The 22,290-nt window shown below is 59.9% G+C and carries 22 protein-coding genes; 19 read left to right on the top strand and 3 right to left on the bottom strand.

What is annotated here, in order from left to right; translation table 11 throughout:
• Positions 1–15: 15 nt before the first annotated feature.
• From DFR37_RS02200 to flhF, 10 genes are all read left to right on the top strand, one after another.
• A complete protein-coding gene (locus DFR37_RS02200) occupies positions 16–519 on the top strand; it encodes a chemotaxis protein CheW (protein WP_113931604.1) in 504 nt (167 codons plus the stop codon).
• 77 nt (positions 520–596) lie between these two features.
• Positions 597–2,327, top strand: coding sequence for a methyl-accepting chemotaxis protein (locus DFR37_RS02195; RefSeq protein WP_113931603.1), 1,731 nt, complete (start codon positions 597–599; stop codon positions 2,325–2,327).
• Between the two features lie 9 nt (positions 2,328–2,336).
• Complete coding sequence (locus tag DFR37_RS02190) at positions 2,337–3,176, top strand: CheR family methyltransferase (RefSeq protein ID WP_113931602.1); 840 nt, start codon at positions 2,337–2,339, stop codon at positions 3,174–3,176.
• A 50-nt stretch (positions 3,177–3,226) separates the two neighbouring features.
• Positions 3,227–4,294, top strand: coding sequence for a protein-glutamate methylesterase/protein-glutamine glutaminase (locus DFR37_RS02185; protein WP_113931601.1), 1,068 nt, complete (start codon positions 3,227–3,229; stop codon positions 4,292–4,294).
• Positions 4,295–4,341: 47 nt separating this feature from the next.
• Positions 4,342–4,731, top strand: coding sequence for a chemotaxis response regulator CheY (cheY, locus tag DFR37_RS02180; protein ID WP_113931600.1), 390 nt, complete (start codon positions 4,342–4,344; stop codon positions 4,729–4,731).
• A 13-nt stretch (positions 4,732–4,744) separates the two neighbouring features.
• Positions 4,745–5,389: a protein phosphatase CheZ gene (gene cheZ, locus DFR37_RS02175; protein WP_113931599.1), complete on the top strand. Its 645-nt coding sequence runs from the start codon at positions 4,745–4,747 to the stop codon at positions 5,387–5,389.
• Positions 5,390–5,481: 92 nt separating this feature from the next.
• Entirely contained in the window at positions 5,482–7,005 is a 1,524-nt protein-coding gene (locus tag DFR37_RS02170) for a methyl-accepting chemotaxis protein (RefSeq protein ID WP_113931598.1), read from the top strand.
• A gap of 119 nt (positions 7,006–7,124) precedes the next feature.
• On the top strand, positions 7,125–8,285 hold the full coding sequence (gene flhB / locus DFR37_RS02165) for a flagellar biosynthesis protein FlhB (RefSeq protein WP_113931597.1): 1,161 nt from the start codon (positions 7,125–7,127) through the stop codon (positions 8,283–8,285).
• A complete protein-coding gene (gene flhA / locus DFR37_RS02160; RefSeq protein WP_113931596.1) occupies positions 8,282–10,396 on the top strand; it encodes a flagellar biosynthesis protein FlhA in 2,115 nt (704 codons plus the stop codon). The genes flhB and flhA overlap by 4 nt, the downstream gene beginning before the upstream one ends.
• Positions 10,393–12,753: a flagellar biosynthesis GTPase FlhF gene (flhF, locus tag DFR37_RS02155; protein WP_113931595.1), complete on the top strand. Its 2,361-nt coding sequence runs from the start codon at positions 10,393–10,395 to the stop codon at positions 12,751–12,753. The genes flhA and flhF overlap by 4 nt, the downstream gene beginning before the upstream one ends.
• Positions 12,754–12,775: 22 nt before the next feature.
• Here flhF and DFR37_RS02150 read toward each other — a convergent pair whose 3' ends face one another.
• The 3 genes from DFR37_RS02150 to flgA form a co-directional block, all read right to left on the bottom strand.
• Positions 12,776–13,243: a flagella synthesis protein FlgN gene (locus DFR37_RS02150; RefSeq protein WP_113931594.1), complete on the bottom strand. Its 468-nt coding sequence runs from the start codon at positions 13,241–13,243 to the stop codon at positions 12,776–12,778.
• Between the two features lie 15 nt (positions 13,244–13,258).
• Entirely contained in the window at positions 13,259–13,540 is a 282-nt protein-coding gene (gene flgM / locus DFR37_RS02145; RefSeq protein ID WP_113931593.1) for a flagellar biosynthesis anti-sigma factor FlgM, read from the bottom strand.
• A 126-nt stretch (positions 13,541–13,666) separates the two neighbouring features.
• Positions 13,667–14,425 carry a flagellar basal body P-ring formation chaperone FlgA gene (gene flgA, locus DFR37_RS02140; RefSeq protein WP_113931592.1) on the bottom strand — a complete coding sequence of 253 codons (759 nt, stop codon included), beginning with the start codon at positions 14,423–14,425 and terminating at the stop codon, positions 13,667–13,669.
• Between the two features lie 152 nt (positions 14,426–14,577).
• Here flgA and flgB point away from each other — a divergent pair, with 152 nt between their 5' ends.
• From flgB to flgJ, 9 genes are all read left to right on the top strand, one after another.
• Positions 14,578–14,985: a flagellar basal body rod protein FlgB gene (gene flgB / locus DFR37_RS02135; RefSeq protein WP_113931591.1), complete on the top strand. Its 408-nt coding sequence runs from the start codon at positions 14,578–14,580 to the stop codon at positions 14,983–14,985.
• 12 nt (positions 14,986–14,997) lie between these two features.
• Positions 14,998–15,414 (top strand): flagellar basal body rod protein FlgC, encoded by a 417-nt coding sequence (gene flgC, locus DFR37_RS02130; protein ID WP_113931590.1) that lies wholly within the window; start codon positions 14,998–15,000, stop codon positions 15,412–15,414.
• A gap of 82 nt (positions 15,415–15,496) precedes the next feature.
• The gene (locus DFR37_RS02125; protein ID WP_113931589.1) at positions 15,497–16,198 is read left to right on the top strand and encodes a flagellar hook capping FlgD N-terminal domain-containing protein; all 702 of its coding nucleotides are present in this window, start codon (positions 15,497–15,499) and stop codon (positions 16,196–16,198) included.
• An 89-nt stretch (positions 16,199–16,287) separates the two neighbouring features.
• Complete coding sequence (locus DFR37_RS02120) at positions 16,288–17,763, top strand: flagellar hook protein FlgE (protein ID WP_113931588.1); 1,476 nt, start codon at positions 16,288–16,290, stop codon at positions 17,761–17,763.
• Positions 17,764–17,776: 13 nt separating this feature from the next.
• A complete protein-coding gene (locus tag DFR37_RS02115; protein ID WP_113931587.1) occupies positions 17,777–18,529 on the top strand; it encodes a flagellar basal body rod protein FlgF in 753 nt (250 codons plus the stop codon).
• Between the two features lie 91 nt (positions 18,530–18,620).
• On the top strand, positions 18,621–19,406 hold the full coding sequence (gene flgG, locus DFR37_RS02110; RefSeq protein WP_113931586.1) for a flagellar basal-body rod protein FlgG: 786 nt from the start codon (positions 18,621–18,623) through the stop codon (positions 19,404–19,406).
• Positions 19,407–19,409: 3 nt separating this feature from the next.
• Entirely contained in the window at positions 19,410–20,087 is a 678-nt protein-coding gene (locus DFR37_RS02105; RefSeq protein WP_113931585.1) for a flagellar basal body L-ring protein FlgH, read from the top strand.
• Between the two features lie 11 nt (positions 20,088–20,098).
• Entirely contained in the window at positions 20,099–21,226 is a 1,128-nt protein-coding gene (locus DFR37_RS02100; protein WP_113931863.1) for a flagellar basal body P-ring protein FlgI, read from the top strand.
• A gap of 12 nt (positions 21,227–21,238) precedes the next feature.
• Positions 21,239–22,228, top strand: coding sequence for a flagellar assembly peptidoglycan hydrolase FlgJ (gene flgJ, locus DFR37_RS02095; RefSeq protein ID WP_113931584.1), 990 nt, complete (start codon positions 21,239–21,241; stop codon positions 22,226–22,228).
• The last annotated feature ends 62 nt before the right edge of the window (positions 22,229–22,290 follow it).

Here is a 22,290-nt window from a genome sequence, read left to right as displayed (position 1 = left end):
CTATCGGAGAAAAAAATGTTCAATAAAGTACAAGCGGCCGCGGGCCAGGTTGACGACACAGGGCGCGAATTTTTGGTCTTTACATTGGCCAACCAAGAATACGGCATCGATATCCTGAAGGTGCAGGAGATTCGCGGCTACGATGCCCAGACGGTCACCCGTATCGCCAACGTGCCTTCGTTCATCAAAGGGGTCACGAATCTGCGCGGAATTATCGTGCCTATCGTCGATATGCGGATCAAGTTCAATTTGGAAAATGTCGAATACAACCAGCACACAGTCGTCGTCATCCTGAACCTCGAAACCCGCGTCGTGGGCGTGGTGGTCGACGGCGTGTCCGACGTGCTTATGCTCAAGCCCTCTGAAATCAGCGCGGCTCCGCAGTTCGGTACAGCCTTTTCCACCGAATACCTTACCGGCATCGGGACGGTCGGCGAGCGCATGCTGATTCTTGCCGATATCGAACGGCTCATGACCAGCCAGGAAATGGCCCTGGTCGAGCAGGCCGCGGTGGCATAAAGCAACAAGATAAAGATGGCGCCGGCATGCGGATTGTGCCGCGCCATGAATAGAGCAGCGCTTCAAAAGGAGGGGTCATGAAAAGGTTTGCCGTATTCACAAATCTGAAGGTCCGCACTAGCCTGGTGCTTGTGTTGATTTTTTTCGTTGCGATGTTGTTGGTCGGAGCGGCTCTGGGCGTGTTTTCTTTACGCGCAAACAACCTTACGCTGACCCAGGTTACGCAAAACCAGCATATCCGGGCGGCGCTGGCCGACTCCATCGATCGCTTCAAGAGCGTGCAGGTTGCATTGGGCCGTGCGGTGGAAGCCATCCAGACCAAACGCTTGCAGGACGCCGAGGCGAAAAACGACCCCTCGGGTTCCATGAGCAGCCTGGGCACCTTGACCGAATCCGCAACGCGCCACGTCGAACGAGCCAAACAAGATTTTGCCGAGTCGCAGAAGGCGTATGAACGCTTTCGCAAGCTGTCCGCAGGACAAACGGACCGCGTGTTCAACGGCGTCAACAATGCATATTCGTCGTTGATGAACGGTGGCGTCGAGCCCTTGTTCGACTATCTGATGGCTGGCGACGTGGATGGCTATAACGCATATAAGGACAGCACCGGCGAATATCTTCAGGACGATCTGTATGCCTCGGTCGCCGATTTCAATAAATACCAGCAAAAAAACATCGAGCAAATCCAGGCCGACGAGGCCGCTCACTATTTATTGGTTATCAAGCTGGTAGCCGCCGGTATTGTGGCTGCCTTGATCATGTCGATTCTGGCCTATGTCTTCTTGGGCCGGACCGTATTGCGGCCGCTGCGCCAGGCCGGCATGCACTTCGATCGAATCGCCGGCGGCGACCTGACCCAGCGTATCGATGTGCGTTCACGCAACGAAATCGGCGTGCTGTACGAGGCCTTGCGTCGCATGCAGGAAAGCCTGACGCGTACGGTCACGCAGGTGCGCCAGGGCGTTCAGGAAATCGACGTGGGCTCGCGCGAGATTTTCATGGGCAACACAGATTTAAGCAGCCGCACCGAGCAGCAGGCGGCATCGTTGCAGCAAACCGCGGCCAGCATGGAAGAACTGGCCGGAACGGTGCGCCAGAACACTGATAACGCGCAACAAGCCGACGGGCTGGCTAAAGCGGCCTCGGACGTAGCCCAGCGCGGCGGCGTGGCGGTGTCGGCCGTAATGGAAACCATGGACGCCATATCGTCCAGCTCGGGCAAGATTGCCGAGATTGTCGGTGTGATCGACGGAATTGCATTCCAGACCAATATTCTCGCCCTGAACGCCGCCGTTGAAGCCGCGCGCGCCGGCGAACAAGGCAAGGGTTTTGCCGTAGTGGCCGGAGAAGTGCGTTCGCTGGCTCAGCGCAGCGCCCAGGCCGCCAAAGAGATCAAGGTCTTGATCGAAGAGTCGCTGGACACCATACGCTCGGGCGCGCGCCAGGCGGGCCAGGCTGGCGCAATCATGGGCGAGGTGGTCGATTCGGTGCGAGGCGTTACAACCATCATGGGAGAGATCTCTTCGGCCTCGAACGAGCAGTCGGACGGTATCGAACAGGTAAATCAGGCAGTGGCGCAAATGGATACGGTGGTGCAGCAGAATGCGGCACTGGTGCAAGAGGCGGCCGCGGCGGCGGGCTCGCTGCAAGAGCAGGCCACGCGCCTGACCGAAGCAGTGGCGGTCTTCAAGATCAGCGCGGCCGAAATCATCGACGCAAGCGCACCGCAATTACAGCAGGACAGACACGAAGAGAATGCTTACCCGGCGCAGTTGCCAGCATCGCTCCAATTGGCTGCACAAGGATAGCCCAACTGAATGTCAGTTCCTCATTATCAATACCTGATTCCTGCCCAGCCCGAAGTTGGGCAGGATGATTTTGAGCGCGCAGCGCGTATCTTGAAGCGCCGCGCCGGCATTTTGCTGGGCGACCACAAGCGCGAAATGGCTGCCCGCACATTAAGCATGAGGGGCAAAAGACTGCATCTGGCGAGCATTTCAGAATATCTGCAGTTTCTTGAACAAAACCAGGCGTCGGATGAGTGGGACCACTTTATCAACGCCTTTACCATCAACCATACGGCGTTCTTCCGCGAGCAGCACCACTTCGAGATCCTGAGCGATTTCGTGCGCACCAGGAAAACGCCGCTTCATGTCTGGTGCAGCGCCGCTTCGACGGGGGAAGAGCCCTACACCATTGCCATGACCCTGCAAGAGTCAATGCCGTCCGCAAGCACGCAGGCGTCCATATGGGCAACCGATATCGACACTCAGGCGCTGGAGCGGGCCCGGCGTGGGGTGTATTCGCTTGAACGCGTCAAGACCGTGCCCGAGCCCTACCTGAAAAAATATTTTCATCGGGGCAAGGACGCCAAGGCGGGGCTGGCTCGCGTCAAGCCCATTCTTCACGACATGATACGTTTTGAACAGTTGAACCTGCTGGCGCCCGTCTGGCCGGCGGAGCAAAAGTTCGATGTTATTTTTTGCCGCAATACCATGATTTATTTCGATAAGCAGGCGCAAACCCGCATTCTCGAACGGTTTGCCGCAACCATGAAAAAAGGAGGCCTGTTATTTGCGGGACATTCCGAAAACTTCACCTATTTGACCAAGGTGTTTCAGTTGCGCGGCCAGACGGTCTATACCCTGGCGCCATGATGATCAGTTTGGGCGTTGTTTTGCTATCCGTTTATTAGAAGGCCCTGGCAATGAAAAAAATCCGAGTTTTGTGTGTGGATGATTCGGCATTGGTACGTGGTCTTATGACTCAGATCATCAACAGCCATCCCGACATGGAGGTGGTTGCCGTGGCTCCCGATCCGTTGGTGGCTCGCGAGCTCATCAAGCAGCACAATCCCGATGTGCTGACACTGGACGTTGAAATGCCCCGCATGGACGGCCTGGACTTCCTAGAGCGGCTGATGCGCTTGCGTCCCATGCCGGTCGTCATGGTGTCGTCGCTGACCGAACGCAACTCTGAAGTCACTTTGCGCGCCCTGGAGCTGGGAGCGGTGGACTTCGTGACCAAGCCCAAGCTGGGGCTGCGCGACGGCTTGATGGAATACAGCGACATCATTGCCGATAAAATCCGGGCGGCCTCGCATTCGCGCCCCCGGCCGCGTCGCGCGGCGGCGGCCGATTCCGCGGAAGACACGCCAAAGCGGCGCTTGACGCATGTCTTTTCCACGACGGAGAAACTTATTGTCATCGGTGCTTCGACGGGCGGCACCGAAGCGATTCGCCAGGTCCTTGAGCCTATGCCGGCCAACAGCCCGGCCATCTTGATCACGCAGCATATGCCCGCCGGCTTCACCCGCTCGTTTGTGCAGCGGCTGGATAATCTGTGCGATGTGGAAGTGCACGAGGCCGAGGACGGGCAGCGCGTGCTGCCGGGGCATGTGTATCTTGCGCCGGGCGGGGTGGCTCACATGAGGCTGGCGAAATCCGGAGCCAACTATGTGGTTCGTCTCGAGGAAAGCGAGCCGGTCAACCGGCACAGGCCTTCCGTCGATGTCCTGTTCCATTCCGTGGCGCAGGTTGCCGGCAAGAACGCTGTAGGTGTGCTCTTGACGGGCATGGGAAAGGACGGGGCATTGGGCTTGCTGGCCATGAAGCAGGCCGGCGCCATGACCTTTGCCCAGGACGAAGCGACTTGCGTGGTGTTTGGAATGCCACGGGAAGCGCTGAGCATCGGAGCCGCTGATGAAGCCGTGGCTTTGCCTGATATCAGTGAACGTTTATTGAAAAGTGCTGGGTCATACGGCCATCGCGTTTGACGCTGATTCGGTCCGGATGACTGTTTATTATTATTGGAGAGTATCAAGTGGTACAGAAAACCATCAAAATTTTAGTGGTTGACGACTTTCCCACTATGCGTCGAATCATCAAGAACCTGCTTAAAGACCTGGGGTTCGAAAATGTCGATGAAGCGGAGGACGGTGCAATGGGGCTCGAGAAATTGCGTAACGGCAATTTCGAGCTGGTGGTGTCCGATTGGAATATGCCCAATATGGACGGTCTGGTCATGCTCAAGGAAATCCGGGCTGACGCGGCGCTATCCAAATTGCCTGTGCTGATGGTTACGGCCGAGGCAAAAAAAGAGAACATCATTGCCGCGGCCCAGGCCGGCGCCAATGGGTATGTTGTAAAGCCTTTTACGGCGGCAACGCTGGAAGAAAAGCTGAACAAGATCTTCGAAAAACTCGACGCCTGATCAAGGAGACGGTATGAATACCGCGACAAACCCCGTAGTCGCCAACGAAACGGATTCTTCCGAAAACCTGATACTGAAAATCGCTCAGTTGACGCGCATGCTGCGCGAAAGCATGCGCGAGCTTGGGCTTGACCACGCCATCAAGGAAGCAGCCGAAGCCATTCCCGATGCGCGCGACCGTCTTGATTATGTGGCGCGAATGACGGAACAGGCAGCCAATCGCGTACTGAACGCCGCTGAACAAATCCAGCCCCTGCAAGAGCAGATGCAAAGCCAGGCCCGCGGCCTGGATGCACGGTGGCAGGAATGGTTCGACCATCCGGTCGAACTGGACCAGGCGCGCGAGCTTGTCGATGATACCCGCGCGCTATTGAAGGATATTCCGCAAAAAACACAGGCCGCCCAGAACAGCCTGATGGAAATCATCATGGCCCAGGACTTTCAGGACCTGACCGGCCAGGTCATCATGCGGATGCTGGGCGTTATAGGCGCTATCGAAACCGAGTTGGTGCAGGTGCTTATCGACAACGTGCCGCTGGAAAAGCGTGAAGATACCCATACGCTGCTTAATGGTCCGCAAGTCAACCCTAGTGGCAAGGTGGACGTTGTAACCAGCCAGGACCAGGTGGACGACTTGTTGGCAAGCCTGGGGCTGTAAGAATATGGACGGGGTGGGCACGATGTAAAGAAGCGCGGCGGTCCGTGGCTTGGCGCGTCATTTTAATGATAATCGGCAAGGAGACAGGAAGCATGAAGCAAAAAAACAGGCGAGTCGTCGGCGTATTCCGTTTGCTAAGGCAACTGACTTCGGGCCGGGCCACTTTTTCCGATCGGGCCTGGACTCTCAGCCCGGCGGCATTGCCGCTAACGCGTTTCCTGTCGGTCGTACGCAAAGGGCTGGTGTCGATGCGTGAAGCCAGCATCGACATCGCCTTGAATACCGCCCGCCTGCATTCGCAAGCCCAGGCCTGCGGCGAAATGGCTTCAGAGCAAGCTGGGGCGGCCCAGGCGCTGGCCGCAAGCGGCAGCCAGATCGAGGCGCTGTCCGAACAAACCGTTGCCAGCGTCGGCGAGGTGGCTCAAACCTGCAGCGCTCAATTGACCATCGCCAATAAGACGCTGGTGCAGCTTAATGAACTGCAAGAGCGCGTAACCAGGGTTACGGCCCAGATGGAAACATTTGCGCAAGTGGTCTCCCAGCTTAGCCAACGGGCGCAGTCGGTGGGCGACACCAGCCGCTTGATCAAGGACATTGCCCTGCAAACGCATTTGCTGGCCTTGAATGCAGGGGTCGAGGCCGCCCGCGCAGGCGAGGCGGGCAGGGGCTTTGCCGTGGTGGCAAGCGAAGTCGGCAAGCTGGCCGAACGCGTCAATTCGGCCACCGGCGATATCGTCCGGCACACCACCGAAATCCTGGACCTGGTGTCCGATACGCGCGAGAAGACCGAAACCATACATCTGGACATGGCTGGCTCGGAAAAAGTGGTGGACAGTTTTTCGGGGGATTTCACTCAATTCGTGAAAGACTTCGATCATATGAACCGGCAAATGGGCGATGTGGCGCAAACCGTCAAGCAGGTCAACGTCACCAATCACGACATGGGTCGCGCCATTGCCCGTATTGCGGCACTTAGCGGCCAAGTGCAGACAGGCATGAGCAGCATGGGCCAGCAGGTGCAGGCCGTGCGCCTCAAGACCGAGAGCCTGCAACGGCAACTGACGGCGCTGCGCACCGGCGAGACGGCGTTCGACTGGCTGGCGATGACACTGCGCGAGCTGCGCGGATCTTGCGTGAAGTTGCTGGACCAGGCCGGAAAACGGGGTGTCGATATTTTCGACCAGCAATACCGCCGCATCCCGGGCAGCAACCCTCCGCGCTACAACACTCTTTATGATGCTGCGATCGAGCAGCATCTTCAGCAAACGCTCGACAACGTGCTTGACCGCGTTCCGGCAGGCATGTATTCGGTCATGATAGATCGCAATGGCTATTGCCCCGCCCACAATGCGCGCTATAGCCAACAGCCCATAGGCGACGTGGCGCACGATACGGTCCATGTCCGTAACAAGCGTATTTTCGACGATGCCTTCAGCCTGGCGGCGGTCAACAACGAGCGCGGCGTCTTGTGCCAGACGCATATGCGCGATACCGGTGAAATCGTTACCGACTTTTCTTTGCCCCTGGATGTCGGCGGCCGGCGCTGGGGAGCCGTGCGCCTGGGGGTCGACTACGAGCGTTTCGAACAGCTGGCCACCTCGGCCAAGAGGGCATGAAAAACGTGCTGCGCTAAAGCTTTAGCGGAATTAAGCGCCTTTTATAGGCTTTGCTTTGTCTATCGTGTCTTGCCGGCATCTATAGAATGGTGCCCAAGATAGCACGATTGTGATGATGCATGGCTGAGGACAGCGATCTCGAAAAGACCGAATCCGCCACTCCGAGGCGCCTGGAAAAGGCGCGGGAAGAGGGGCAGATCGTCCGTTCGCGCGAGCTGAACACCTTTATGTTGTTGGCCGCGGGCGTGGCCGCGCTGTGGTTCACCGGCGGCCAGGTCTTTCAGACTCTGCGCGGAGTTCTGCGCTCGGGGTTGTGGTTCGACCTGAGGGTCGGGCGCGATACGGCGGTCATGACCTCGGTTGCCGTGGATTCTGCGTGGCAGGCCCTGAAAGGAATGCTGCCGGTATTCGGCACCCTGGTGGTGGTGGCGATCTTCTCTTCGGTGGCGCTGGGCGGCTTTTTGTTCTCGACCAAGGCGCTGGAGCCCAAGTTCGAACGCCTGAATCCGTTCAAGGGCGTAGCCCGCATGTTTTCGGCGCAAACCGGGGTCGAACTTGTCAAAACGCTGCTTAAGGCCGCGGTAATCGGTCTGATCGGAGCGGCCGTCATCATGCATTATCTGGACGAAATGATGTCGCTGATGCATGCGACGCCGACCGAAGCGCTGACCAGAGGATTGCAGTTGGTGGCCTTGTGTTGCGCCCTGATCGTGGCGGCTTTGTTCTTGATTGTCGCCATCGATGCGCCCTGGCAGTTGTGGAGCCATTATAAAAAGCTCCGGATGTCGCGCGAAGACGTCAAGCAGGAACACAAGGAAAGCGAAGGCGACCCGCATGTAAAGGGGCGAATCCGCCAGCAGCAACGCGCGATGGCGCGCCGGCGCATGATGTCCGAGGTGCCCGGCGCCGATGTGGTTGTGACCAATCCCACGCATTACGCTGTGGCACTGAAGTACCAGGATGGCTCGGGCGGAGCGCCCAGGGTGGTGGCCAAGGGCTCGAACCTGGTGGCCGCCCGGATTCGCCAGTTCGCGCAAGAGCATAAAGTGCCGATGCTGAGCGCGCCGCCTTTGGCGCGCGCCCTGCATCACAATGTCGAGCTGGGACAAGAGATCCCGGCCGAGCTGTACTCGGCGGTTGCCGAAGTGCTTGCCTGGGTTTACCAGTTGCGCACCTGGAATTCAGGGCTGGGCGCCGAACCGATCCAGCCCGCCGATTTATCTGTCCCGTCCGGTTTCGATCCCGAAAGCCCGGCCGGGCCTATTACGACTAATTCATGAATAGTTTTCTAGCTTTACTGAAGAACGACGGCGCTCAGCATGCGCGCCTGCTGGCCGGTCCGGTTCTGATCCTGATGGTGCTGGGCATGATGATACTGCCCCTGCCTCCGGTCATTCTGGACTTGCTGTTTACCTTCAATATTTCCTTGTCGGTGATCATTCTGCTGGTGGCGATGTTCACCAAGAAGCCGCTGGACTTCGCCGCCTTTCCGGCGGTGTTGCTGTTTGCCACGCTGCTGCGGCTGGCCCTGAACGTCGCCTCGACACGCGTGGTATTGCTGCATGGGCATAAGGGCCCGGACGCGGCAGGACAGGTCATCGAGGCATTCGGCCATTTTCTGGTGGGCGGCAATTTTGCCGTCGGGATCATTGTTTTCGTCATTCTGGTCATTATCAACTTTGTCGTAATCACCAAAGGCGCGGGCCGCATCGCCGAGGTCGGCGCGCGCTTCACGCTGGACGCAATGCCGGGCAAGCAGATGGCCATCGACGCCGATCTCAATGCCGGTCTTATCGGCGAGGACGACGCCCGCAAGCGGCGCGTCGAAGTTGCGCAAGAGGCCGAGTTCTATGGGTCGATGGACGGCGCCAGCAAGTTTGTGCGCGGCGACGCCGTTGCCGGCCTGCTGATTATGGTGATCAACGTAATCGGCGGGCTGATTGTGGGCGTGGCCCAGCACGGCTTGAGCTTTTCCGATGCGGGGCGCGTGTATACCTTGCTTACCATCGGCGACGGCCTGGTGGCCCAAATTCCGGCGCTGGTCATTTCGACGGCGGCGGGCGTGGTGGTGTCGCGTGTGGCCACCGAGCAGGACGTGGGCCAGCAAATGGTCAGCCAGTTGTTTGCGAATCCGGCCGTCATGTTCATTACCGCGGGTATCCTGACCCTGATGGGGCTGATTCCCAACATGCCGCACTTTGCTTTCCTGCTGCTGGCCGCCATTCTGGCCGGCGCGGGCTGGGTGGTGTACAAGCGCCAGCAGGAAGAAAAAGCCGCGCTGGCGGACGAACCCATGAAGAACCAGGCTGCCGTGGAGGCCGCGGCGGCGGAGGCCAGCTGGAGCGATGTGGCGCTGGTGGATCCGCTGGGACTGGAGGTCGGTTACCGGCTTATCTCTTTGGTCGATCATGCGCAAAATGGCGAGTTGCTGCATCGCATCCGCAGCTTGCGCAAGAAGTTCGCCCAGGACATGGGATTCTTGCCGCCGGTCGTGCACATTCGCGACAATCTCGAGCTCAAGCCCACCGAATACCGCATTCTGCTGTCTGGCGTCGAGGTGGGACGCGGCGCAGCCACGCCGGACCAATGGCTGGCCATCGACCCGGGCGAAGTCGCCATGAAGCTGCCCGGCAAGGTCACTACCGATCCGGCTTTCGGCCTGCCTGCTGTCTGGATCGATGTTTCCCTGCGCGAACAGGCGCAAATTGCCGGCTATACCGTTGTGGATGCCGGTACGGTCATTGCCACTCACTTGAATCATTTAATGCATCGCTATGGCGCCAATCTGCTGGGTCGCCAGGAAGTCCAGCAATTGCTGGATCACATCGGCAAAGAGTCGCCGAAGCTGGTGGAGGACCTAGTGCCCAAGGTGGTCAGCCTGTCGCTGCTGCAGAAGCTGCTGCGCGGCTTGCTGGACGAGGAAGTGCCTATCCGCGATGCCCGCACAATTATCGAGACCTTGGTCGAGCATGCGCCCCGCCTGGCCGCCTTGAACCCGAACGGAACCGGCCCCGACCCGGCCGAGCTGCTGTCCCTGGTGCGCGTGGCCCTGGGCCGGGCCATTGTCCAGCAATGGTTCCCGGGCGAGGGCGACTTGCGCGTCATAGGGCTGGACCCGCGCCTGGAGCGCGTGCTCGCCCAGGCGCTGACCAGCAGCGGCGTGCTCGAACCCGGGCTGGCCGAAACTGTGCTGCAGGATGCCCAGCGCGCCGTCCAGACGCAAGAGGAAAACGGCGATGCGCCGGTGCTGGTGGTGCCGCCTGTCTTGCGCGCCTCGCTTTCGCGCTTCTTGCGCCATCATTTGCCTCAGTTGGGTGTGTTGTCCAATTATGAAATTCCCGATGAGCGCATGCTGCGCGTGACGACGGTAATAGGCGGGACTCAAGCGTGAACATAAGCCGTTTTTTTGGCACGACCAGCCGTGAAGCCATGCGCCAGGTGCGCATGGCCCTGGGAGAGGAAGCGCTTATCGTATCGAACCGCCGCGTCAACGGCGGCGTTGAGATCCTTGCGACCGACCAAACGTCGGCGTCGCAGATGGCCGCCGCCCCGCCAGCGCCAGCGGCCGAGCCGGCGGTGCCGCAGCGTTTGGCACCAATGCGCCAGCCGGCGCCGGCCGCCGCGCCCGCGCCCGGCGTCGACGTGGTCGATGCAATCGGCGCCATGCGCGGCGCCCTTGAAGCGCGCATGGACGAAGTGTTGTGGGGCAACCATTTAAGGCGCGCGCCGCAGGCGGTGCATCTGTTCCAGACCTTGATGAGTCTGGGCTTCAGCACCGCCTTGTTGCGCGCCATGCTCAAGCGCCTGCCCGAAGGTTTGTCCGGCAGGGCGGCCTTGCAATGGGCCCGTGGCGAGCTGACAACGCATTTGCCTGTGCTGGACAGCGAGGAAAGCCTTTGGGTTCCGGGAGCGGTGGTGGCGCTGGTGGGCCCGACCGGGGTCGGCAAGACGACGACGCTGGCCAAGTTGGCGGCCCGTTGCGTAAAGCGTTTCGGCCCTGACAAAGTGGTTTTGCTGACGACCGATACTTATCGTATCGGCGCGCACGAGCAACTGAAGATCTACGGTGAGCTGATGCGGGTTCCGGTGCATATTGTTCAGGATGCCGAGGAGCTAAGGCGCATTGTGGCCGGCGTGGCGCCCGAGCAGTTGATACTTGTCGACAATATGGGAATCAGTCAGCGCGACCGCTACGTTTCCGAGCAGGCTGCCATGCTGGCCCAGGCGGGCCGCAAGGTCAATCGTCTTGTGGTGCTCAATGCCTCCAGTCACGGCGATACGCTGGACGAAGTGGCGCGCACATATTCCAACGATGGCGGCAGCCCATTGCGCGGATGCATCATTACCAAAGTGGATGAGGCGGCGCGCCTGGGAGCATGCCTGGACACGGCTATCCGCTATCAGTTGCCTATCTGCTATGTTTCCAATGGGCAGAAGGTACCCGAGAATCTGCTATTTCTTGGAGCGCAGGAACTGGTCGAGCGCGCCTTGGCCCAGCAGTCGGCGGCGCATGCCTTGTATGCGCCCACTGAAGCGGATTTTGCCGCGCTATTGTCCATGACGAAAGCCCCCGCCGACGAGTCGGCCGGGGCCGCGGCTGAAACTCGGCGTCGGCAACTGCTGCCCGGCTTGCTGGCCGCCATGGGCGACGGCCAGCCGCTGCGCGAAGCCGACCTTCAGGCTGCCTGCGCCTATATCGATGAGGCGCCGGCTTGCTCGCAGGCATACGATTTGTGGCGCGGCTACGCCTTGCCCCAGGAAACCGCCACGCCGCTTTCGCTGCTTACCGAGAGGTTGTTGCGGAACGTGCAAGGCCAGGCCGGAACCGCCGGCAATGCCCATGTGCTGGCCGTCCATGATCAGGTTGCCCTCAGGACGGCTGCCGGTTCGGCGGGGCGTCTGCGAACTACCTTTCTATTGGATGAGCGTGCCCAAGCAATGGTTGCTCCCATGCAGCAGCTTGCCTTGCCCCAGGGCTGGCAATCGTCCGACGGGGAATCGGGGTTGATGCAGCCGGCAGCCGGCGACCTTCTGCGACAGCAAGTCGGTTTCGTCCAGGAGCAGCTGAAATTGCCGCTGATACATCTGTTCGAAGGCGGTACGCAAGCGGTATGGCGCACTTTGTCGGCAATGGGGGCTTTTTGGCTTGTGCAGTGTCCGGCTTCTACAAGAATACTGGATGCCGAATCCTGCCCGACGACAGTGGGCGCCATGCTCAAGACGCTGACCTATCGGCCGGCGTCGTCGACCGGTTCGGACCTTAACCTGGAGCAGGTGTGCGGCTATCCTGTACAAGACTGCGTGATCTGGATAGGCCACGCCAATGTTTCGCTGGCGGGCCGGCAAGTCAGCGCGTTGCCGGCGCAGTTGGCGGCGGTACGTGTGATACGGCGCAGCGATGGGGCCTTGCTTAAAACCATGCACGGACTTAGCAATATACCCGCAGGCGGCGTGCCGATCGAAACGCTGGCCCAATGGCTGGTGGCGCAGCACGAATCCAAGGCCGCGCTGCGCTACACGGCGCGTTTATGGCAGCTTTTGGGCCAGGGCGGCCAGACTCAGCCCGAGCTGCGGCGCGCGTTGCTTGCGTCCCAGGCGGGCCTGGCCGTATGGCAGGCGATGCACGGTGCGGGAGCTGGCCAGGTGCGTGAGGTATTGCAGGTTTTGGCCGGCAAAGAGGCCTTGAATGCGCCGGTGGCGGCGTCGATGATGATGAAGCTGTTTGCCCTGAAGGAAATGACGGCTTGATTCCGCCCATGGCCGCGGGCTTTTAGCCGGCGCGGATGCCTTTGGCTTTGGAGGGGGCATTCTGCGCGCGCCCGCTGGCATCGTATAGATTGCCGATGCCCGCCAAACCACGCAAAGTGTCCAGGGCCTGCTGGTTGTATTTCAGGAAAGTTTCAATAATGTAGCCATTGGCGGCATTAAGCTGGCGCGCGCGTTCGGCCAGTTCGAACAAATTGCCGGTAACCGCTTGAAGCTGCGGGCTGGACAGCCCTGCAGTGTCCAGCCCCGCTTTGCCGGCACTGTAGCCAAGCTGCGCTAACAAGGCGTCCCGCGCGGCGCTGGCTTGGGCAAGCTGCCCGGCCAATTCGTTCTTGGCGTGTGTAGAGGCTTCCAGAGCTTCGTTGCCGCCTGGTTCAAGCAGGGTGGAGGCTTCTGCTTCAAGGATAACGATAAATTGCTCGATCAGGCCGGTTTCGTGTTGCAGGCTTGTTTGCAGGGCGTGAATGGACATGGTGGCGAAAGCGCCTTATTTCAGGAGTTCGCGTACGCTGGCCAGCAGCGAGTCGGCGATGCGGCTGGGATCTACCTTGAGCTTGCCGGCCGCGATGGCGTCGCTGATTTCACGCACACGTTCCAGGTTTACGTCGTTGTCGCCGTTTTGCAGGCTGGCCAGGCTGCGGGCCGTGGCACTGAGGTCGACCGTGCTTTTGCCGCCTGCGGCGGTATTGGCCGGAGCCGCGCCTGCATTGCCGCGTGTAGCGGATGGGGCGTTGACGACTTCGTTTTTGAGGGAAGATGAGATCTTCAAGTGGGACTCCGAACGGGCGGTAGGGTACTGTGATTCGTATATAGCTGGTAACGGCCGCGGGGGCGGAAACTTTAGCGGCGGAACTTAAAACGGCAAGGCTTGAACTAGTTTAATACATTCATACAGTTACATCAGGACCAGGACGGTATGTGAGTTGATCACAGTACCGCTGACTGTCTGGCCGGAGGCCGTGCGCACCTGGATCTGGCTGCCAGGTTCGCCGTTTTGCATGGCTTTGCCGTCGCTGGTGGCGACAAAGCCCGCGCCGCGGGCCTCCAGGCGTACAGCCTGTCCGCGCAAAATCGATTCCGGGCCGCGCAGCGCGCTGGCCTTTATGGTCGCCCCGGCGGCAAGCCGTTGCGTGGTTATGCTGCCGATCAACAGGCTGGGGTCAAGCACAATGCCATTGGGCAGGCGCAGCAGGTCTCCGGACCTCTGGCTAAGGTCTTCGGGGCCCAGGGTGGTGCCCGCTTTAAGCGCATGGGCCGTTACATAGTAATTGCCTTCAATACTTATATTGGCCTGGGCATAGGCAACCCAGCTTTGCGGCGCTACGCAGCGGATGCCGACGCTTATGCGCGAACGCAGCTTGGTTCCGTGCGGCAGGAAAGCTTCGGATTGTTCGCAGGCCGCCAGTCTGTCGGTGGCCGGCGCTTCGACGTTGATTTGCGCCGTGCCGGCGTAGGGGGCAGCCTGTTCCAGTAAAAACGCGTGGATTTTTTCGGCGTAGTTTACGGCTTCGGGCTGCGCAGCCGCAGGGACCGCGTCCGCGCCTGCGGCAGAAGGCCCGGCCCCGGCTGGGGCGCCAATCGCGCCGGGCACGGTGCTGGCCATTGCATGCATGCAGGCAAGCAAGGTTAGGCTGGCGACGGAAATTCTGATCATGCAAGCATTTTATAGTCCGCGCCAATTGGGCATTGGGAGAACTGGATGATAAATGCTGGCTTATTTCATACTTTGTCTTTACCGGGCGGCCTTTACTATTTGTCGTAACTTGCCGCGACAGCAATGTCGCCATACATAATCAAAGACCGGACATGATAGATCGTATTGGTGAAGACCTGGGTTTTTTTCAGACCGCCATCAACTTGCGCCAGCAGCGCCAGGAAATCCTGGCGTCGAATATTGCCAATGCGGATACGCCCAATTACAAGGCCCGCGACTTCGACTTCAAGTCGGCCCTGCAAGACGTGATGACCGAGCGCATGCGCCTGGCCGACACCAAGCTGGCCTTGACCTCGGCGCGCCATATTCCCGGTGCCGCCGTTTCGCCCGATTCCGCCGAACTGTTATACCGCCAGCCTTTGCAGCCCAGCCTGGACGGCAATACGGTCGACATGGATGTCGAGCGGGTGCAGTTCGCGGACAACACATTGCGCTACCAGTCCGACCTGACGATCATTTCGCAGCGCATCAAAACCATGCTTGCAGCACTGCAGCAGTAATCCAGGATAGCCATGTCTTCAATGAGCATATTTCAGATCGCCGGATCGGCGCTTACCGCGCAGTCGCAGCGCATGAACGTCACGGCCAGCAATATGGCCAATGCCGACAGCGTGGTGGGCCCCGATGGCCAGCCCTACAAGGCGCGCCAGGTGGTATTCCAGATGGCGCCCACGCCGGGGCAGGCTTATTCGCAATCAGTGGGCGGCGTGCGCGTGGCTGAAGTGGTTGAAAGCGCTGCGCCGCCGCGGCTGCAATACGACCCCAAGAATCCTTTGGCCAACGCCGATGGCTACGTGACCATGCCCAATGTCGACGTCGTGGCCGAAACCGTCAATATGATTTCGGCATCGCGCTCGTATCAGGCGAATGTGGAAGTGATCAACACGGCCAAGAGCTTGATGATGCGGACACTGTCGATTGGACAGTAGGGCGCTGCTATTACGTTTTTTCACGGTTGCGGGTTAACGCTGCCGTTTTACAAGAAAGCCGTTTATTAATTTGGAGCATTCAGTGGCTACAGTCAATCCAACAGCTAACAACCCCGTCAGCGCGGGCGGCTTGGCTGGTGCCAGCGCCGCGACGAACCAGCGCGTGGCCGAGACGCAGGACCGGTTCATGACTTTGCTGGTTACCCAACTGAAGAACCAGGACCCGCTTAATCCCATGGACAACGCGCAGGTCACTTCGCAGTTGGCCCAGTTGGAAACCGTGAATGGAATTACGCAGTTGAACAACACCTTGCTGGCTTTGTCGGGCCAGATGGATTTGTCGCAGTCCATGCAGGCGGCCAATCTTATTGGCAAGAGCGTGCTGTATCCGGGCGGGAAAATCTCGCTGGGCAGCTCCACGGTCGACGGCGTGACGACGTCCGAAGCAACCCCGTTCGGCGTGGATATCATTTCGCCCGCGGCCAAGATGTCGGTCACCATACACGACGGCAGCGGCAAGGTCGTGCGCAAGATGGATCTGGTCAACCAGGACGTGGGCGTGTTGCAGATGTCGTGGGACGGCAAGGACGATGCCGGCTCGATGATGCCCGACGGCGCCTATACCGTGCAGGTCGCCGCCACCGACGCCGACGGCGGCACGGTCGCAGCCCAGGCCTTGAGCTACGGCAAGGTGTCCAGCGTGTCTTACGCTTCCAGCGGGCTGCAGATGGACCTGGGCCTGGCCGGGGTTCATTCGCTGTACGACATCCGCAAGATCATGTAGGACATGAGTTGCAACTGAAAGGCGGGCGCATGGCGCCGCTTCATTAATCGAATCAACGAATCAAACGACTTAACGAATAAGAGGTCATCATGGGTTTCGGTCAAGGTTTAAGCGGCTTGAACGCCGCTTCGCAAGAGCTGGACATTATCGGCAACAATATCGCCAACTCGGGCACGGTCGGCTTCAAGTCGGCCTCGGCAACGTTTGCCGATGTCTATGCCAATTCGAAGATGGGGCTGGGTGTGCAGGTGGCCAGCGTGACCCAGCGCTTTACCGTCGGTACGATCAGCGGCACCGGCAACCAGTTCGACATGGCCATCGATGGCGCCAAGGGTATGTTCCGCGTGCAGGACGCCAGCGGCAATATCATGTATACCCGCAACGGCCAGTTCTTTGCCGACAAGGATAACAACATCGTCAATGCCCAAGGCTACCGGCTTACGGGCTATGGTGTTACGGGCACGGACCTGAATCCCATCAAGGTGCCGATCGGCAACCTGGCGCCCCAGGTTACCTCCACGCTTACCACCATGACCAACCTGAATGCGAACGCGCCGCTGGCGGCGACGAAAGAGGTGCCGGGGAAGGTAGAGATGACCACGAGCCCTGGCGGTGTGCTGAGAACGTATTATTTTACGGGTACGGATGCGGCGCCAGTCTGGGTGGATGAAAATGGAAAAAGCCTGAACGCGGGCGACCCGGGTTATCCTGATGGGACCTACAACACAGGGTCGGGTCCTACAGCGATCACTATTGGGGGAGGGCTGATCACTGCAGGCGGGCCTCTGCCGCTTGATGGTACTAATGATGTAGATATTGTTCCTTCTACTCCTATTGCCTTCGATGCAGCCAATCCCAAAAGCTATGCGCACTCGCTGCCCATCACTATTTACGACTCCCTGGGTAATAGTCATCAGGTCATGCAGTATTTCGTGAAGAAAGAAGCAATCGGCAACGAAAGCACCTGGGATGTGCATTACACCGTCAACGGCAGCAAAGCCAATATTACAGTGCCAGTCGGCGGCGTTACAACCTTGACCTTTGACAGCACGGGCCGGCTGATGTCTGGCGGCAATGTCGCTTTGGCCATTACCAATCCGGGCGGCACGGCTTCGCCTGCGGCGGACATGAACATTGCCGTCAGCTATGCCGGCTCTACTCAGTTCGGCGGCGATTTCTCGCCTAACTTCACCCAGAACGGTTTTACCACGGGCGAGTACGCTGGCATGACCATCGGTTCGGACGGCGCGGTTATGGCCAACTACACCAACGGCGAAGCCAAGGTAATGGGCTTTGTCGCGCTGGCGGACTTCAACAACCTGCAGGGCTTGCAGCCCGCGGGCGGTAATGTATGGATCGAGACCGCGGCGTCGGGTCAGCCCTATGTGGGCCGACCGGGCGAAAACAGTCTTGCCTCCATTAAGGGCCAGGCGGTTGAGGAATCCAACGTGGACATGAGTCAGGAACTGGTCAAGATGATTATTGCCCAGCGCACCTATCAGGCCAATGCCCAGACCATCAAGACCCAGGATCAGGTGCTGCAAACCCTGATGCAGATGCGCTGATCGCTGAATAATCATGGATCGCATCGTCTATACCGCCGCGGGCGGAGCCGCGCGAGTACTGGAGCAGCAGGCCGTACTCAGCAACAATATGGCCAACGTCAGTACCACGGGCTTTCGCGCCCAGCTGGCCAACTACCGCTCCGTGCCGCTGGTGGCCGAACAGGGGCTGCCCACGCGGGTCGGTACGGTTACGTCGACGCCGGGCAGCAATTTCGAACAAGGCGTCATGGCCGAGACCGGCAGCGCACTGGACGTGGCCATTACCGGCGAAGGCTGGTTCAGCGTGCAGACGCCAACAGGCGAAGCGCTGACGCGTGCCGGCGAACTGGCGGTCAACCCGCAAGGCTTGCTGGTTACGCAACAGGGCCATCCGATTCTGTCGGCTGCGGGTGCCACTATCGAGATACCTGACCGCGGTACGGTCACGTTCACCTCGGACGGGTCGATTACCGCCCTCGGGGCGGGCGACCGGCCCAACGACATCCAGATGCTGGGCCAGTTGAAGCTGTCGAATCCCCCCGCCAATACTTTGGTGCGCGGCGACGACGGTCTGTTTCGGACGGAAGGCCCCAATGCCGGCCCGATACAGGCCGACCCGCGCGTGAAGATGGTTTCCGGCTTCATTGAAAAAAGCAATGTCAGCGCCGCCGAGACCATGGTGGGTCTGATCAAGAACGCCCGTCAGTTTGAAATGCAGATGAAGGTAATCCAGGACGCCAGCACCAATGCCGAGCGGGCCAACTCCATTCTGTCGAGCAACGGTTGACCATGGGCCTGAGTGCAAGCCTTGTTCTTTCGGCCGAGGTTCTTCACATTGATTTGAAGGCGGGCGATGCCTGCTTTAACAAGGAATAACGATGATACGTTCACTATGGATTGCAAAAACCGGTCTGGAGTCGCAGCAGACCAATATGGATGTCATTTCCAATAACCTGGCCAACGTCAATACCTCGGGTTTCAAACGTAGCCGCGCGGTGTTCGAAGACCTGATGTACCAGACGGTGCGCCAGCCCGGCGCCCAGGTCGGCGCGGCCAATCAGTTGCCCTCAGGCTTGCAATTGGGTACGGGCGTGCGCACGGTCGCCACCGAACGCATCCATACCCAGGGCAACCTGAAGGATACCGGCAATTCGATGGATATCGCCATTCAGGGCCGCGGCTTTTTGCAGGTGGAAATGCCCGACGGTACGTTCGCCTATACGCGCGACGGCAGCATGCAAGTGGACCAGAACGGCCAGTTGGTGACCGCCGGCGGCTATCCGGTGCAGCCGCCGATTAACATTCCCGACAATGCGCTGACAGTGACTATTGCCCGCGACGGCACGGTCTCGGTGACCCAGCCCGGCGCAACCGGCACCAACGTGCAGATCGGCCAGTTGCAGCTAAGCACTTTCGTGAATCCCACCGGTTTGCAAAGCGCGGGCGAAAACCTGTATGTCGAGACCGACGCATCGGGACCCGCCAACTTCGCCCAGCCGGGCCTGGACGGCGCCGGCCTGGTGTTGCAGAACTATGTCGAAACGTCGAACGTGAATGTGGCTGAAGAACTGGTCAATATGATCACCACGCAACGGGCCTATGAAATGAACAGCAAGGCCATTCAAACCTCGGATCAAATGCTGGCCCGCCTGACTCAACTGTAGAACATGCTTAAACGTTTTTTTCTTGGCGCGGCGATGGCGGTGCTTTCGGGTTGCGCAATGATTCCACCCGAACCCGTGGTAACGGGTCCGCTTACAGCGCAGCCGCCCATGCCCAGCCTGCCTTCGCCCGAGGCCAATGGCGCTATCTTCCAGCCCACCTCGTATGGCAACTATCCCCTGTTCGAAGACAGGCGGCCGCGCAATGTGGGCGATATCGTTACCGTGGTGATCCAGGAAAAGACCAATGCGGCGAAGAATGTAGCTACCTCTACGGATCGTTCGGGCAAGGCGGCGCTGGGCATTACGGGCGTGCCGCAATTCCTGCCGGATGAGCTGGGCGCCAAGCAGAACTTCGACATGAGCGGCAGTAATGTGGCCCAGGGCAAGGGCGCCAGCAGCGCGGCCAATACATTTTCGGGCACCTTGACGACCACGGTGGTGGGAGTCCTGGGCAATGGCAATTTGCAAATTGCCGGCGACAAGCAGATTGCGATCAACCGCGGCAGCGAACATATTCGTTTTTCAGGCGTGGTCGATCCGCGTTCCATTACCGGCTCGAATACGGTTTCGTCGACGCAGGTGGCCGATGCCCGCATCGAGTTCCGCAGCAAGGGCACGATGGATGAAGTGCAGACCATGGGCTGGCTGCAGCGGTTCTTCCTGAATATTGCACCATTTTGAGGGTTGCGGTTTTGAATCGATTATTTTCACGCGCAAGCAGTCGCTGGGCCTTGGTTCTTGGCCTGGCGGGCGCTGTCCTATGTTTTGATGCACAGGCCGAACGCGTCAGGGACCTGGCATCCATTCAAGGCGTACGCGCCAACCAGTTGGTGGGCTACGGCCTGGTGGTGGGGCTGGACGGCAGCGGCGACCAGGTGCGCCAGACGCCGTTCACCCAGCAAAGCCTGACCAACATGCTGTCGCAATTGGGCGTGACCGTGCCGCAAGGCACCAATATGCAGGTCAAGAACGTGGCGGCCGTGATGGTGACGACGCGCTTGCCGGCATTTTCGCGCCCGGGCCAGACACTTGACGTGGTGGTTTCTTCAATGGGAAATGCCAAGAGCCTGCGCGGCGGCACCTTGCTCATGACGCCGCTCAAGGGCGCCAATGGGCAGGTCTACGCCATGGCGCAAGGCAATTTGCTGGTGGGCGGCGCCGGCGCGCAGTCGGGCGGCTCCAGCGTGCAGGTCAATCAGTTGAATGGCGGCATCATCTCCAATGGCGCCATTGTCGAGCGCAATGTGCCTACGACGTTCGCACGCGACGGGCTGATCCACCTGGAAATGAACACCACCGACTTCAGCACGGTCCAGAATGTGGTGCTGGCCCTGAACAAGGCCTTGGGCGCGAATACCGCTGTGGCGCTGGACGGCCGCGTCGTCCAGCTGCATGGCCCGCTTGCCCCCGCCGCCCAGGCCGGCTTTTTGTCGCGGGTGGAAAACGTCGACGTCAAGCTGCCGCCGGCGCGCGCCAAGGTCATTATCAACGCCCGCACCGGGTCGGTGGTCATGAACCGCACGGTGCGGATCGAAGAGGCAGCCGTGGCTTACGGCAACTTGTCGGTGGTCATCAACAACCAGCAGCAGGTCAGCCAGCCGGATACGCCGTTTACGCAGGGACAGACGGTGGTAACCCAGAATACGCAAATCGAAATGCGTTCGGATGAAGGCACGATCAAGCGGATGACGACCAGCGCCAATCTTGCCGACGTCGTCAAGGCCTTGAACGCATTGGGCGCAACGCCGCAAGACTTGCTGTCCATCTTGCAGACGCTCAAGAGCGCCGGTGCCTTGCGCGCCGACCTGGAAATCGTTTAAGGAGGCGCGGCTATGGCATACTTTATTCCCAGGCCGTCGGACGGGGCGAGCTCCGCCATGGATTTCCGCCAGCTGGACCGGCTGGGCCACGCGGTAAAAGGCGGGGCCGGCGCATCGGAGCAGGACCAGAAGCAAGTTGCCCAGCAGTTCGAAGGCATGTTCATTCAGCAGTTGCTCAAGCAGGCGCGTCAGGCATCCAGCATGACCGGGCTGCTGGATAGCGACCAGACGCGCCTGGCGCAAAGCATGTCGGACGAGCAAAGCGCCCTGCAATTGGCCAATCCGGGCATAGGGCTGGCGCAGGCCTTGTTGGCGCAGATCCAGGGCAATATGCCGGGCGGGCAGGGCGCGGCGGCCATCGAGAGCCGCGCCAAAGCCATGCCCGAGCTGGCGTCTTCGCGCATTCCAGGGCTGAAGTCCAGGATAGGAGACGAGCGCAAGCAGGACGCTTCGTCCATATCTGCGTTGATCGACTTGCTGTCGGCCAGTCCTTTGGGCGAAGCGGCGGGCGCCGCGATGTCGGCAATAAGAGGGGCGCCTTCGCATATCCAGAGCTTTGTCGACCGCATGAGCGCGGCCGCCAAAGTGGCCGCCAACGAAAGCGGTGTTCCCGCCAAGCTTATCCTTAGCCAGGCCGCACTGGAGTCGGGTTGGGGCAAGCGCGAGATCCGGGGCGAGGACGGCAGCAACAGCTACAACCTGTTCGGCATCAAGGCCACACCCAACTGGAAGGGCAAGGTCGCCAACATCATGACCACTGAATACGAGAACGGTGTAGCGCGCAAAGTTATGCAGCCGTTTCGTGCCTACAACTCGTATGCGGAATCGTTCGCCGACTACGCCAAGCTGATCAGCCGCAGCGAGCGCTATAGCGAGGTTGTCGGCGCACCTTCGGCCGAAGTCGCGGCGCGCCGCATCCAGGACGCGGGCTACGCCACGGATCCCAACTACGCCGACAAACTCATTTCGATCATGGGGTATTTCAATCGGCTTTCAACCTAGCGATCCTCTGTGCAATTTCCTGCGTGAGGGCGATGGCAGCCGGGCCGGTTCGGCCGGGCAAT

Origin of the sequence: Eoetvoesiella caeni (assembly GCF_003315175.1) — a bacterium.
GTDB classification, from domain to species: Bacteria; Pseudomonadota; Gammaproteobacteria; order Burkholderiales; family Burkholderiaceae_B; genus Eoetvoesia; species Eoetvoesia caeni.
This window is presented reverse-complemented; position numbering and strand designations above follow the sequence as displayed.